This window comes from Acinetobacter sp. GQ146 (genome assembly GCF_059758585.1).
Genome location: NZ_JCAXDV010000002.1, coordinates 250434 through 263503 on the forward strand (window position 1 = coordinate 250434; position 13070 = coordinate 263503).

The 13070-nt window shown below is 42.7% G+C and carries 14 protein-coding genes; 11 read left to right on the forward strand and 3 right to left on the reverse strand.

What is annotated here, in order from left to right; genetic code table 11:
* The first annotated feature begins 61 nt into the window (after window positions 1-61).
* The 6 genes from ybgC to pal all read left to right on the forward strand — a co-directional run bounded on the left by ybgC (window position 62) and on the right by pal (window position 4937).
* Window positions 62-469: a tol-pal system-associated acyl-CoA thioesterase gene (gene ybgC / locus AC6CHI_RS04355; protein WP_458891388.1), complete on the forward strand. Its 408-nt coding sequence runs from the start codon at window positions 62-64 to the stop codon at window positions 467-469.
* Window positions 470-492: 23 nt separating this feature from the next.
* Window positions 493-1191 carry a protein TolQ gene (gene tolQ / locus AC6CHI_RS04360; protein WP_498119628.1) on the forward strand — a complete coding sequence of 233 codons (699 nt, stop codon included), beginning with the start codon at window positions 493-495 and terminating at the stop codon, window positions 1189-1191.
* The gene (gene tolR, locus AC6CHI_RS04365) at window positions 1191-1643 is read left to right on the forward strand and encodes a protein TolR (RefSeq protein ID WP_498119630.1); all 453 of its coding nucleotides are present in this window, start codon (window positions 1191-1193) and stop codon (window positions 1641-1643) included. Before tolQ ends, tolR begins: the two co-directional genes overlap by 1 nt.
* A 3-nt stretch (window positions 1644-1646) precedes the next feature.
* Window positions 1647-2888, forward strand: a complete 1242-nt coding sequence (gene tolA / locus AC6CHI_RS04370) for a cell envelope integrity protein TolA (RefSeq protein ID WP_498119632.1) — start codon at window positions 1647-1649, stop codon at window positions 2886-2888.
* A gap of 160 nt (window positions 2889-3048) precedes the next feature.
* Window positions 3049-4332, forward strand: a complete 1284-nt coding sequence (gene tolB / locus AC6CHI_RS04375) for a Tol-Pal system beta propeller repeat protein TolB (protein ID WP_498120043.1) — start codon at window positions 3049-3051, stop codon at window positions 4330-4332.
* Window positions 4333-4364: 32 nt separating this feature from the next.
* Window positions 4365-4937, forward strand: coding sequence for a peptidoglycan-associated lipoprotein Pal (pal, locus tag AC6CHI_RS04380; protein WP_498119633.1), 573 nt, complete (start codon window positions 4365-4367; stop codon window positions 4935-4937).
* A gap of 60 nt (window positions 4938-4997) precedes the next feature.
* On the opposite strand, the gene AC6CHI_RS04385 is transcribed toward pal, so the two are convergent.
* Complete coding sequence (locus AC6CHI_RS04385) at window positions 4998-5195, reverse strand: NF038105 family protein (RefSeq protein ID WP_498119635.1); 198 nt, start codon at window positions 5193-5195, stop codon at window positions 4998-5000.
* A gap of 181 nt (window positions 5196-5376) precedes the next feature.
* Between AC6CHI_RS04385 and AC6CHI_RS04390 the strand changes: the two genes are divergently transcribed.
* From AC6CHI_RS04390 to AC6CHI_RS04410, 5 genes are all read left to right on the forward strand, one after another.
* A complete protein-coding gene (locus AC6CHI_RS04390) occupies window positions 5377-6351 on the forward strand; it encodes a class 1 fructose-bisphosphatase (protein WP_458891382.1) in 975 nt (324 codons plus the stop codon).
* Between the two features lie 51 nt (window positions 6352-6402).
* Window positions 6403-7179, forward strand: a complete 777-nt coding sequence (locus AC6CHI_RS04395) for a TrmH family RNA methyltransferase (protein ID WP_498119637.1) — start codon at window positions 6403-6405, stop codon at window positions 7177-7179.
* Between the two features lie 159 nt (window positions 7180-7338).
* Window positions 7339-7953: an RNA polymerase sigma factor gene (locus AC6CHI_RS04400; RefSeq protein WP_498120044.1), complete on the forward strand. Its 615-nt coding sequence runs from the start codon at window positions 7339-7341 to the stop codon at window positions 7951-7953.
* Entirely contained in the window at window positions 7950-8270 is a 321-nt protein-coding gene (locus AC6CHI_RS04405) for a hypothetical protein (RefSeq protein ID WP_498119639.1), read from the forward strand. The genes AC6CHI_RS04400 and AC6CHI_RS04405 overlap by 4 nt, the downstream gene beginning before the upstream one ends.
* Window positions 8260-8664 (forward strand): DUF3106 domain-containing protein, encoded by a 405-nt coding sequence (locus tag AC6CHI_RS04410; RefSeq protein WP_498119641.1) that lies wholly within the window; start codon window positions 8260-8262, stop codon window positions 8662-8664. The genes AC6CHI_RS04405 and AC6CHI_RS04410 overlap by 11 nt, the downstream gene beginning before the upstream one ends.
* 126 nt (window positions 8665-8790) lie before the next feature.
* Here the strand turns inward: AC6CHI_RS04410 and AC6CHI_RS04415 are convergent, their stop codons facing one another.
* Window positions 8791-11205: a CSLREA domain-containing protein gene (locus AC6CHI_RS04415; protein ID WP_498119642.1), complete on the reverse strand. Its 2415-nt coding sequence runs from the start codon at window positions 11203-11205 to the stop codon at window positions 8791-8793.
* A 15-nt stretch (window positions 11206-11220) separates the two neighbouring features.
* Window positions 11221-13041, reverse strand: a complete 1821-nt coding sequence (gene rbtA / locus AC6CHI_RS04420) for a rhombotarget A (RefSeq protein WP_498119644.1) — start codon at window positions 13039-13041, stop codon at window positions 11221-11223.
* Window positions 13042-13070: the final 29 nt, after the last annotated feature.

The window sequence follows — 13070 nt, forward strand, 5'->3', positions numbered from 1 at the left end:
GCAGCTTTGGATCATCATGGGTTTCGACACACAACATTAAATCTAGACATGGAATACTATCATGGCGAATAAATTCGAATTTCAGATTCGTGTATATATTGAAGACACTGACGCAGGCGGTATTGTCTATCATGCCAACCATATTCGCTTTATGGAACGTACCCGTACTGAGTGGTTACGTGCCTCTGGTGTAGACCATTACTGGCACCAAAAAGACTATAACTTTGTCGTACACAAAATTAATGTCAAATATCACCGTCCAATCCTCATGGATGACTTAATTACTGTTACAGCAAGTGTAGTTTCGTGTAAAGCTACGTCATTTGTATTGCAACAAAATATTTATCGTGGTGAAATCTTGTTGGCATCTGGCGAAGTTGAATTGGCATGTATTAGTGCAGAAATGAAACCGCGACGTTTGCCAAATGAAATTCACGATCTAATTCGTAAAGAGTTAGAACAAATCTAAAAAAACTCGGCTCCTGTGTAACTATGGCAAATCAATTAGACTCCACACTTCACGTTTCAGACCTCATTTTACAAGCAAGTCCTGTCGTACAACTGGTGATGCTTTTACTCCTTCTCGCATCACTCTATAGTTGGTTTCTAATTGCCAAGTTGCACCTGAGTTATAAAAAAGCCCAAGCAGATGATGAACATTTCCAAAAAATGTTCTGGTCAGGTGCCGAACTTAATACACTTTATAATAATGCCCAACTCAACTCGAAACGTGTCGGGCTAGAAGATATTTTCTATCAAGGCCTAGGCGAATATCTCAAACTCAAAAAACGCCATGCACCTACTCAACAAACTATTGAAGGCACCGAGCGTATTCTTCGCGTAGGTTTAAGTCGTGATCAAGGTCACTTGGAACAAGGCTTAGGCGCATTGGCCAGTATTGGCTCTGTCGCACCTTATGTCGGTTTATTCGGTACAGTCTGGGGCATCATGAATGCCTTTATTGGACTGGCAGATGTCGATCAAGTCACTTTAGCCACTGTTGCACCTGGTATTGCCGAAGCCTTAATTGCGACAGCAATTGGTCTTTTTGCAGCAATTCCAGCCGTGTTAGCATTTAACCATTTTACCGCCAAAGGAGAAACCGTTTATTCGGACCGCGCTTTGTTTGCGGAAGAAATGGTGGCGCTATTACAACGTCAATCAGTCGGTTCTGTTCAGGAAAATGACTGATGGCAATTCAACGTTCAGGACGCTTTGAGCGTATCAAAAAACCCTTAAAAAGCGACATGAATGTCGTGCCCTACATTGACGTGATGTTAGTGCTTCTGGTCATTTTCATGGTTACAGCCCCCATGATTACGACTGGGGTGAGCGTAGACCTCCCTAAAGCCAACAGCACCCCAATCGAATCGAAAGACGTTTCTGCAATTGTTTCCATAACCCAAGATGGGCAATTTTATTTAACCTATAAAGACAACAAAGCCAATCAAGCATTAAGCTTAGCTGAACTGCAAACTATTTTAAGTGCCGCTCAGCAGGATGCAGAACAAAATCAGCAAAAACTGACTGTCTTGATTAATGGGGATCAATCTCGTCCTTATGGGGATGTGATGTCGTTAATGTCGAGCTTACAAGATGCTGGTCTAACCCAAGTTGGTTTACTCACCGAACCGTTAAAGTAATGTATGAAAAATTTTCAAACACCGCCTTTTAAACAAAATGCCATCGCACTAGGTTTTACCTTTGGTGTGCATGTGCTTGCGGTTGTTGGCTTACTTTATTTAGGCATGAGTAAACCGCCAAAGCAGCCTGAGCCCATCAAAACCATTTTGGTGAAACCCCAAGATTTACCCGAAACACTGCGTGAAGAAACTGAGTTTTCTGAAACTGTACATGAAAATATTGCACAAGAAATTACCCAAACAGCTGAACCAACTGCGGTGCCTGCCCCTGTCATTCCAGTCGCACCACCTAAGAGCAATCCAACTGAACAGCAAAATACCCGCTTAGCTCAGGAAAAAGCGCAAGCTGATGCTGCTGCAAAAGCCAAAGCACAAGCCGATGCTGCCGCTAAAGCCAAAGCGCAAGCCGATGCTGCTGCTAAAGCTAAAGCACAAGCCGACGCTGCTGCAAAAGCCAAAGCTCAAGCTGATGCGGCTGCAAAAGCCAAAGTACAAGCCGATGCGGCTGCAAAAGCCAAAGCTCAGGCTGATGCCGCGAAAGCTAAAGCACAAGCCGACGCTGCTGCTAAAGCTAAAGCACAAGCCGATGCTGCCGCTAAAGCCAAAGCGCAAGCCGATGCGGCTGCAAAAGCCAAAGCGCAGGCCGATGCTGCTGCAAAAGCTAAAGCACAGGCTGCTGCTAAAGCTAAAGCGCAAGCCGACGCTGCTGCTAAAGCTAAAGCACAGGCTGATGCCGCTGCGAAAGCCAAAGCGCAAGCCGATGCTGCCGCAAAAGCTAAAGCGCAAGCCGATGCTGCCGCTAAAGCCAAAGCACAAGCCGATGCTGCCGCTAAAGCTAAAGCGCAAGCCGATGCTGCTGCAAAAGCCAAAGCTCAAGCTGATGCCGAAGCAAAAGAACGTGCTGAAGCAGAGGCCAAAGCCTCAGCCGCAAAGAAAGCTGCTCAAGAAGCAGCGGAGAAAAAAGCCGAAGCTAAACGCATCGCCTCTACCGCGAAGCGCGACTTTGAAAATAAAGTGAAACGTGCTTGGAATCCACCTACCAGTGCATCAGGTCAAAAAGCCAGTGCACGTGTGACTTTAAGTGATAGTGGTGCCGTTTTATCGGTTGTAGTGAATGCAAGTGATCCTGACATGAAGGCCAGTGTCGAGGCTGCCGTTCGTTCCGCAGCACCGTATCCGATGCCATCAGACCCAGATGCGCGACGTGAAGCACGTATTTTCACCTCATCATTCACCGCTCAATAAAGCTTAATCGCCATCGCATTTGCATGGCGATTAACCATTTTCACAGTGTTATAACAGTTTCGCCATAATGTAATGCTTTTAATCATGAAAATTCATGCCATTATGTTAGGCAAATTTAGACAACCCACAAAAACTGACGTTCCAGAGTATACAGCGAATGATGGAAAATACGCGTAAACATCTACTAGGTTTGGCAATCTTCACGGCGCTTATGCCAGTTGTTGTACAAACTGCTCACGCACAATTGCATTTAGAAATTGCTAAAGCACCCGAACAAGCCCCTAAAATTGCCATTATTCCTTTTAGTAATGATCAAACCATCTATTCGATTGTCGAAAATGACTTGAATCGTTCAGGTAAATTCAGCAGTGCCTCGCAAAACCTTCCAGCAACAGCAAGTATGGACAATCCGAATGCGGCTGCGTGGCAATCTGCTGGTGTACCGTATGTGGTGACGGGAAATGTCAAACCGACTGCAACAGGCGATTTTGAAGTTCGTTATCAACTCTATGATATAGAGAAAAAACAATACTTATTAAATGAACTTTTAACTGTGCCTGCATCACGTGTACGTCAAGCTGCACATATGATCAGTGATACCATTTATCAAGCCATTACTGGGATTCAAGGTGACTTTAGCGGACGTATTGCTTATGTATTACGTAACCCGCAAACGCCTGAACAGCGCTACACCTTGCAAATTGCCGACACCGATGGCGAACAACCTAAAACCATTTTGACCTCACGTGATCCAATCCTGTCCCCGGCTTGGACCCCTGATGCACAAAAAATTGCGTATGTGTCTTTCGAAAGCAAACGTCCGGCCATTTACCTACAAGATTTAGCCACAGGACAACGTGAAAAACTGGCAAGCTTCCGTGGTTTGAACGGTGCACCAAGCTTCTCCCCTGATGGAAAATCGATGCTGTTCACCGCTTCGATGCATGGCAATCCAGAAATTTATCAAATGGATTTGAGCAGCCGCCAACTTCAGCGCATGACCAATGACAGTGCGATTGATACCGAAGCCCGTTATGCGCCTGATGGAAAATCTTTTATTTTTACCTCAGACCGTGGTGGTTCCCCACAAATTTACCGTTACAGCTTTACTGACGGGAGCAGTAAACGCATCACCTTCCGTGGCGCATTTAACGCACGTGGTACTTTAAGTGCCGATGGCAAACAAGTGGCTTTAGTCCATCGTCCAAGTGGCAGCAGCTACAAAGTCGCGATTCAGGACATTAACACAGGCATTACCAATATTTTAACGCCGACCAGTTTGGATGAGTCGCCAAGCTTCTCACCAAATGGGCAAATGGTGGTTTATGCCACACGTGAAGGCAATCGTGGACTATTGTCCATCATGTCGGTCGATGGTCGTTTCCGTATGAATTTACCAAGTGAGCAAGGTGAAGTCCGCGAACCAGCTTGGGCACCTAAATAACTTCTAGAAAATCAATCTTTATGGAGATGAAGATGAACTCAATTAAACTGTTTGTGTTACCTGTACTGGCGACTGCTGTCATTATGACAGGATGTGCGAGCCGTAAACCTGCAGCAGAAATTCAAACAGGTCAAACCCCTAACTCAGCAGGTACAACAGTCAGTACCGATGGGTTAAGTGAAGATGCAGCGCTAAATGCACAAAATCTTGCAGGCGCTTCTTCTAAAGGTGTCACTGCTGCAAACAAAGCATTTTTAGCAAAACGCGTGGTACATTTTGACTACGACAGCAGCGACCTTTCCAATGAAGACTACCAGACCTTACAAGCTCATGCGCAATTTCTAGTAGCTAATGCCAACTCAAAAGTTGCACTGACAGGTCATACCGATGAGCGTGGTACGCGTGAATACAACATGGCACTCGGTGAACGACGTGCCAAAGCGGTAGAAAGCTTCTTAATTACCAATGGTGTAAACCCAACACAATTAGAAGCGGTCAGCTACGGCAAAGAAATGCCTATCAATGCCGGGCATGATGAAAATGCATGGAAAGAAAACCGTCGTGTAGAACTGAACTACGAAGCGGTGCCACCTTTATTAAAATAAGGATGGACAAATAATAAAAAAGCACTTTCAATCTAAAGTGCTTTTTTATTGCCTCAGTGCTTAAGCTGGTTTTTGTTCCTCATCCTCGTCCTCATGCGCATGTTGCATGGATTCGATCAAATCGTGCTTGTTGAAGTCTTTATATTCAGGCTTGGCTTCATAATCTTTCCAAGCCGCTTTTACTGTTTCAGGACTAATGTCATCTAAACTAATGCCTTCATTTTCCGTTGGCATCGCATCAAACTTTTGCGTTGTCATGGTTATGTTCCTCAATTCTGCTCAATCCTTCACATCAACATAGCACTATCCCTAAAAGTTGCAAGGGCAAAATCAAGCCAAATAATCGAGTTTAATTTTTCTTTTGTCTCATTCTCATCTAAAATGACTGTCTAAATTTTTTTGCTCAATTTGATTGCTTTTCACTCGGAGTTTTCCTGCCATGGCATACCTCACCCTTTCCCAATTCTTAGAACAACAAACTGGGAATCTTACACCTGAACTTGCAAAAGTCATTGATACCATTGCAAATACGTGTAAAACCATTGATCAAGCTTTACAAAAAGGCGCGTTAGCTGGGGTATTGGGAAGTGCTGAACATGAAAATGTACAGGGCGAAACTCAAAAGAAACTCGATGTGATTTCTAATGACTATTTAATTGATGCATTAAAAGTTCATCCTCACGTCGGTGGTTTGGCTTCTGAAGAACTCGATGAATTCACACCTGCACAAGAAAATGGCGAATTTCTAGTTTTGTTCGATCCACTTGATGGTTCAAGCAACATCGACATCAATATGTGCGTAGGTACTATTTTCTCGATTCTTCCTGCAAAAAATGCAGTGACTCAATCGGAAGATTTCATGCAAGCGGGTATTCACCAAGTTGCTGCAGGTTATGTACTGTATGGTCCTTCCACCATGATGGCATTAACTGTAGGTGCAGGCGTAGTCTTCTTTACTTTCGACCCTGAATCTCAACAGTTCCTATTAACCACTGACAACATTCAAGTGGCAGCGGATACCAAAGAATATGCGATCAATGCATCAAATCAACGTCACTGGGAAGCGCCTGTAAAACGTTATATCGATGAACTTCTTGCTGGTAAAACGGGTCCACGTGAAAAAGACTTCAATATGCGCTGGGTGGCATGCATGGTAGGTGATATCCACCGTATTCTGTGCCGTAGCGGGATTTTCATGTACCCATACGACCTTAAAGATCCGAAAAAAGCAGGCCGCTTACGCTTAATGTACGAAGCCAACCCAATGAGTATGTTGATGGAACAAGCGGGCGGTGCTTCTACCACAGGTCGTGTTCGCATTCTTGAAATTGAACCAACTGAGTTACACCAACGTGTTCCTGTAATTATTGGTTCTAAAAACGAAGTCAATTTAGTGACTGGCTACCACAACTAATTTTTTAAATGCGCATAACCATCTGCTGTGTTATGCGCATGAGTCTCCTCCATGTCCATTATTTTCCTTGAATCAAAAGACAACCCAAAAATTAAACATCTCCGTGGTTTAATAGAGCAAAGTAGCTACCGTAAAAAGCAAGGTCAAACTGTGCTTGAAGGGACACACTTAGGCTTAGCTTGGGTTGAAAAAAAGAAGAAAATTAATTCTATTTTCACCACTGAAAATGCACTCGAACACCCTGATATTTGCGATATTTTAGATGAATATGAAGGTGCTGTTTTTGTCATTGCTGAAAGCCTATATCGCGACTTAAGCACATTGGGAACCACTTTACCATTCTTGGCAGTTGTAGACTTACCAAGTTCAAGCCAAAGTGTAGACTTTAGCGTGGATACCCTAATTTTGGAAAATATTCAAGATCCAGGCAATGTTGGCACGCTACTCCGTTCTGCAGCAGCAGCGGGTATCAAGCAAGTGATTTGTACCAAAGGTTCTGCAGCACTCTGGTCACCACGTGTATTACGCGCAGGTATGGGTGCACACTTCTCACTCAACACCTATGAAAACGTTGCCATCGAAGATGTACTCGACCGCTTTGAAATTCCAGTGTATGTGACTAGCTCGCATCAGGCTGAAAGTTTATATCAAAAAGATTTAACACAAGCTTGTGTCTGGATCTTAGGTAATGAAGGCCAAGGGGTTTCTGACTTTGCTTTAGCACATGCTCAAGCACTAAGCATTCCTCAACCAGGTGGTCAAGAATCTCTTAATGTCGCTATTGCGGGATCAATCTGCTTTTTTGAAATGGTGCGTCAACGCATCTAAAACGTTTTTTTATTTTAAATTGCCTCGCCCTATTTTAAAAATAGATTACACTTGAAAAAATAATAACGGGTATTGTCAACCAAACCATTATTTCCAACGTTATTAAGGATATGTATTGGAAATAATGGTGATGATCCAATGACAGGGTTTTCCATCTCTATGGATTTAGCGCCGAAACAGTCTCAGTCGGAAAATTTAAGTGCTTTAAAAAGTACGGCTGAACAACGTCTGAAAAATTTTATGCAAGACGTAACTGGACGTGCCTTAGTCATGATGGAGAATGCAACACAGGGGCAACAAGGCATCGCGATGGATCTCGTTCAAGAGGCTTTCATCGCCCTGCATAAATCCTATTCGGACAAATCAACCGATGAATGGTATCCCCTGTTCTACACCATTTTAAATAACAAATTGCAAGATTGGCGTCGCAAAGAACTCCGTCGCTCACAGCCTTTTTCATTTTTCAAAAAGGTGAGCCTCGAAGAAGACAATCTAGAAATTCAAGATGTTATTGATGAAACAACGCCAAGCCCTTTGGAGTTCCTCGATCAAGCGGTCACGATTGAGGAAATTCAAGCAGCGATACGCCAACTGCCTGTACGGCAGCAACAGGCTTTTATGCTGCGGGCATGGGAAGGATTTGACACGCAGACCACCGCACAAATCATGAACTGCAGTGAAGGGAGTGTTAAAACACATTACCATCGCGCCATTCAGGGTTTACGAACTGCGTTATCACATTTAAATCCATATTCGGGAGGGTCATCTGAATGAAACAAGATGATTTCTTAAAACAAGTCACCGCCAAACTCGATGGACTGGCACAACAGCATAAAGACAAACCTTTAGTGATGAATCATGTTCTGGATCAGATCCAGCAGCAAAAAACATCACGTTTTGGATATCTCAAAATGACTGGGTTTGCTTTGGCTGCAGCAATCGCAGGAATTGTGGTATTACCAAATTCTGTAGATTTGTCTGAAAAGCCACAAAATCAGGTGGTGGTCACTCCTAAACTTTCTCCGCAAATGGTGGAAGATTTAGAAATGTTGTTAGTTTTAGGTGAGGACAAAGTTCCACATGGCAGCTAGAAGGTTAGCTTTTGCTTTTTGTGCACTCGGCTTCTTGCAAACTAGTTTTGCAGGTTTTGAACGTTTTTGGTTTTTTTCCAAAGATGCCAATACCCAAGTTGCTGAAACGTGGGAAACACTTTCAGAACAAGAGCAACGAGCCCTGATTAAACGCTATCAATCCCTGAAGGAACTTCCAGAAGAACAGAGTGATAGTCTACAACAGCGTATGGACTGGTTTACCCAATTACCTGAACAAGAAAAGCAAAAAATGCGTGAAACTTGGCAACAGATGAGTAGCCAAGAACGCAATGATTTACGTGCCCGTATGCAAAAAGCCACACCTGAAGAACGGATCAACATCCGTCAGGAATATATGAATAAATATTTGCATCACACGGTGCAGCAGCCTTAATTTTTCCTGTGTTTTCTAGTGTAAAAAAATAAAAGCCAATCGAAATTAAGATTGGCTTTTTATATTTCACACTATTTTTAAATCAGAAGCCCATCAACATGCCGTGAGCTTCTCATGCTTTCATCCTTAATTTTTTTTACTTCGGCGTAGATAGCGATAGCCAGCCAATCCAAACAAACCGAATAAGCTTAACCATCCCATAGAACCGCCTCCACCACCCGAAGTCACGGTATTTTTGGCGGTATTATTCAAGTAGATTTTTGCCCGATTGGAAGCCAAGCCCTCCGCATCAAAAACTGTATATTCAAGCACTTGATCAAAAGGACTATAATTACTTTTCACCTGTACCACCAAATCACTTGTATAACAGGTATCACGCATAGCACTGCCAGGGCAAGATCCATGAGGTACAGAAGGATCAACCATCATTGCACTGGGCAAACTATCTAGGCGAATCGCCAATTCCTGCCCAGCTTCATTATGATAGAAATCAGACTTGTTGAGCCCTGAAATACTGGTTTTCGGTCCATCATCATCAAAATCATTGTCTAGTGGATGCAATGCTATTTTCTGGTTTGTACCATATTCCAAACGATAGGTGTCTTCTTTAGCAATTGGTGCGATGTTGGAAAAACTGGCACTCATCAAACCTGTGGTCGTTTTAGCTGCATCGCTTTTTGAAGTAATGCTATAAGTACAAAATGAATTTTCACCAATCGTCGATAAATGATCATCTAAACGATAAAACATGATGCGTTTTAACTCAGGAACCCATTCACATTTTAACTTCGCGTCTTGATCACCGATAAACTGAAAACTGCTCCCTTCACCAGAATAGCTCCCAACCCCTAAAACTTGGGTCTGAATCGTATAATTCTCTACATTCAAAGCCTGAACTTGGGATTGATTGTTGACCCATATTTCATCTGGCAAGGCTAAAGCAAAAGGATCAATGTAAATCGCGCGGTACTTGGCATATTTTTCGGTATAGGTTTTTAAATCCTGAAAAGCTTGCAACTCTGCGGTGTACTGCGGTAAATATTTTGGATCGGTCGATGTAGCATTGATTCTTGCTTGATACAAATCAATCGCCTGCTGATAATCTTCAATCATCTGGGAATAAGATGTATTTTTTAAATTGATGATATCTGCAGCGGTTAAACGCATAAGCTCTACCGAGCCAATATCACAGCTATTTTTCAGATTTGGATTTAAAATTAAGGTTGCATCCGTAATGCGGCTAAATCCACGCTGGTCCAGCTCACTACAGCCAATTGCACCCACATTCACCAAATCATTAGCGGTTTGATTATCTCTTGGATAATACAGCGGCAAAAATTCAGTGTTTGCACTGGCTTCGGTATAACTCGACAGTAAACTACTGAGTGAAATATTACTCACATCAATATTTGAATTGCTGCCCGAAGCATTATTTACATAAGCACTATTCGGTAAATTACACTGCCCTACGACGACTCCCAATTGCAGTGCGTTATGCATGGCAACCACATTTAACTTGGCATCAGCAACATTGCCATTATTTAATGCATATCGACAGGATTGCCCTGAATTATAGGCCAGCACATTAAATGCAATATTTTTACTGCCCAGCTGATCATACAGCAAGGTGCTGGCCGCTTGGTTTTCAACAATGGTATTACTAAGTAAAATCAGGCTACTATTTTCACTTAAATTGGCTTGTGCCGAATTTGAAGAAATCGTTTTAATAATTGCGCCTGTACTGGCATTGGCTTGGTTCTGGGCTATGGTATTGGTTTGGAACTGGCTTGCGGCTGCACCACATAACTCAACAATACTTTGACTGCTTGTATTCCCATTTTTAACAAGACTACTATTTTGCACTAGAATATTTGGTTTAGTAAACAAGAGGTTATTCTGGCAAGTCATGGCTAAGACACTACCTTTATTCGCCTGATTACCCTGCATAAGACCATGGTCCATGGTGAGTGCGATATCCCCATCCAGATAAATTGCCCCCCCTTCGGCTGCTTTCGCGTTCACAATCGCCACATTAGATAAATTAATATCTGCACCCGCATAAATTGCACCACCTAATCCAGCCGAGACACCATTAGCCAAAGTCAAATTCTTAAATGTAGTTCCATATTTAGATAAAGAGCTATTAAAAATTCGAGTTTGATTTTCACCACTAATGATGGTTTTAATGGCCGTGGTTGCAGGGTAAGTATGCGTTAATACATGTTTACTGGAATAATCTAAAGGTTCAGCCCCATAGATTTCGAGCACCGATTGCGGCACCAATTCACGCTTGAGTTTATAAGTGCCTTCTTTCAGCTGAATTCGATCTTTTTGTCCTAGGCGAGTATCTCCTGCATTACATCCCCCATAAGATTTATTCTCTGCAGCAGTTTTAATTGCCTCACGTAATGAGCACTGATTGAGGTTTTCGCCATCCTCATCATCAAAAGTTGTCACATAAATAAGAGTATCTTCTGCTGCCATCAGCGACATCGCTGAAAGTACCATTAACGTCAGTAAACCTTTTTTATAATTTTTCACGGTCATTTCCCTTGCTTATTTCTTGCAGCGACGCAATCCAATCAGGCTCAAAAGCCCCAATAAACTCCACATCCCAATACTGCCTCCAGACGTCTTGACTTTACTGCTCTCCATTTGTCCTGCGGGAGCTTGAGTCACCTGTACTTTAATTTCTAGATAGGGATTTTCAGAATCATTAAAGCGCGTTGTCGTTGTAACTAAGCGGATTTTAAAAATATCTGCGCCATGCCAATTTCCATTTGGGGTGTACTGCAAATTACCTTCTTCATCGATGGTAAGTGTGCCTTTAGGCTGAGTAATGGTGGGCACGACTTGTAAACAGCCATCTTGCCACGCTTCCCCTGTCAGGTTCTTGCCAAGTAATGCTTCACATTGATCTTTTGGTAAAAGCTCGCCATCGCCAAGTAATTCAGCAACTGACATCTTCGCCACTTCACCATAGTTAATGTCTTCACCTACCAAGGAAATGGTCGTCGGAAACACCAATTCAACCGCACCTCGGTCACACAATACATTATTGGAGTCACGGACTTGACCACGTTGATCACTCGACTCACATTCCACAAGGACCGTATCAGAACCTGTCGACTGTTTGCCTTTATTGACAATGAGTGAATCACTCAGCTGTTGATAAGTGACCAATAAACGTGGCTTAAAATACCCTAAAAATAAATGAGTTCCCTGTGTAAATGGACAGAATAGACTTTGCCGATCAGCATTGGCTGTTGCACACTTGCCCTCTAAGCTTGTCCCTGCAATTAAGGCATTCTGTGTCAAAATATCATTAGGATATTCTACCGAACCCTGCCCACAACCAGCGGACACAAGGTTATTTTGCAAAACACTATGATCTCCGGCATCAAAACTACAATCTGCTTGGTGAGTTACTGGATAGGGGTTACCGACTAAAATACTGTTGGCTAGAAAAGCTTTGCCTTGTGGTGCCGAAAATTTAACGCCTTGTGCATTGCCCAGTAGGGTCAAGTTATTTAAGCCAATACCATCGCGTAAATTAATTAACATCCCTTTATTCTGTAAAAATGTACTATTTTTAATATAATTCGCCACGCTTAACACTGTACTGGGCAATTGGTTTATAGCAAAAGCCGTAGAAGAATAAATATTGGCTGAAGCAGCGTTACTCGTTTCATTGTTCCGAATTACACTATTCAGTATTTTAAATGCTGGGCGATGGGTATAAAAAACTGCCCCTTCAGGCGCGGAATTGTTCTGTAATAGACTATTTTGGATGACCACCAGACTGTCACTGGTATTTTCCATAGTCGCATTCCCGACATTATAAATAGCACCGCCTTGTGCCGCATACCCTCCGGATAAAGCGGTATAACTCAGTTGCAGATACTCATTGTTATAAATCAGCCCGCCTTGCTGCGCACACTGGATCTGATTACAGCCTTGTAAACTGACCTCATACAATACGATGCTCAAAAGCTTCTCTTGTGAACCGTCATCTATACGCAGGATGTTATCTTTCGCTTGCATTTGCAGCACAGCATTGTTGCTACCCAACACAGGCGTTTCATTAAAATCCACCTCATAATTGGTTTTGATAGTGAGTTCACGTTGAACTTTCAAATGTGAATTAAGTTTATAAATCTTCTGTTTTTCTAATAAAATAACAGGGCTAGCATCTTCCCCGCCACAACCAAAGTAGCCAGCTTTAGGTAGATCTTGGTTAATATATTCGACTGCTTCACGAAGAGAACATTCTTGGTCATCTTTAACGATATCTTCTGTGGTCGTGACACTAATATTTGCACTATAAGCATGCCCTGCCAGACACAACATTCCCACACCAATGCTCTGCTTGAGCATACTTCTCTCCTTCATTTTTTTATCTTGTT

Excerpts from the sequence above, each read along its gene's own strand:
- AC6CHI_RS04400 (WP_498120044.1), top strand. The coding sequence starts at position 7,339 with ATGGATTTAGCGCCGAAACAGTCTCAGTCGGAAAATTTAAGTGCTTTA.
- tolR (WP_498119630.1), top strand. The coding sequence starts at position 1,191 with ATGGCAATTCAACGTTCAGGACGCTTTGAGCGTATCAAAAAACCCTTA.
- tolQ (WP_498119628.1), top strand. The coding sequence starts at position 493 with ATGGCAAATCAATTAGACTCCACACTTCACGTTTCAGACCTCATTTTA.
- AC6CHI_RS04390 (WP_458891382.1), top strand. The coding sequence starts at position 5,377 with ATGGCATACCTCACCCTTTCCCAATTCTTAGAACAACAAACTGGGAAT.
- ybgC (WP_458891388.1), top strand. The coding sequence starts at position 62 with ATGGCGAATAAATTCGAATTTCAGATTCGTGTATATATTGAAGACACT.
- pal (WP_498119633.1), top strand. The coding sequence starts at position 4,365 with ATGAACTCAATTAAACTGTTTGTGTTACCTGTACTGGCGACTGCTGTC.
- AC6CHI_RS04385 (WP_498119635.1), bottom strand. The coding sequence starts at position 5,195 with ATGACAACGCAAAAGTTTGATGCGATGCCAACGGAAAATGAAGGCATT.
- tolB (WP_498120043.1), top strand. The coding sequence starts at position 3,049 with ATGGAAAATACGCGTAAACATCTACTAGGTTTGGCAATCTTCACGGCG.
- tolA (WP_498119632.1), top strand. The coding sequence starts at position 1,647 with ATGAAAAATTTTCAAACACCGCCTTTTAAACAAAATGCCATCGCACTA.
- AC6CHI_RS04395 (WP_498119637.1), top strand. The coding sequence starts at position 6,403 with ATGTCCATTATTTTCCTTGAATCAAAAGACAACCCAAAAATTAAACAT.
- AC6CHI_RS04410 (WP_498119641.1), top strand. The coding sequence starts at position 8,260 with ATGGCAGCTAGAAGGTTAGCTTTTGCTTTTTGTGCACTCGGCTTCTTG.
- rbtA (WP_498119644.1), bottom strand. The coding sequence starts at position 13,041 with ATGCTCAAGCAGAGCATTGGTGTGGGAATGTTGTGTCTGGCAGGGCAT.
- AC6CHI_RS04405 (WP_498119639.1), top strand. The coding sequence starts at position 7,950 with ATGAAACAAGATGATTTCTTAAAACAAGTCACCGCCAAACTCGATGGA.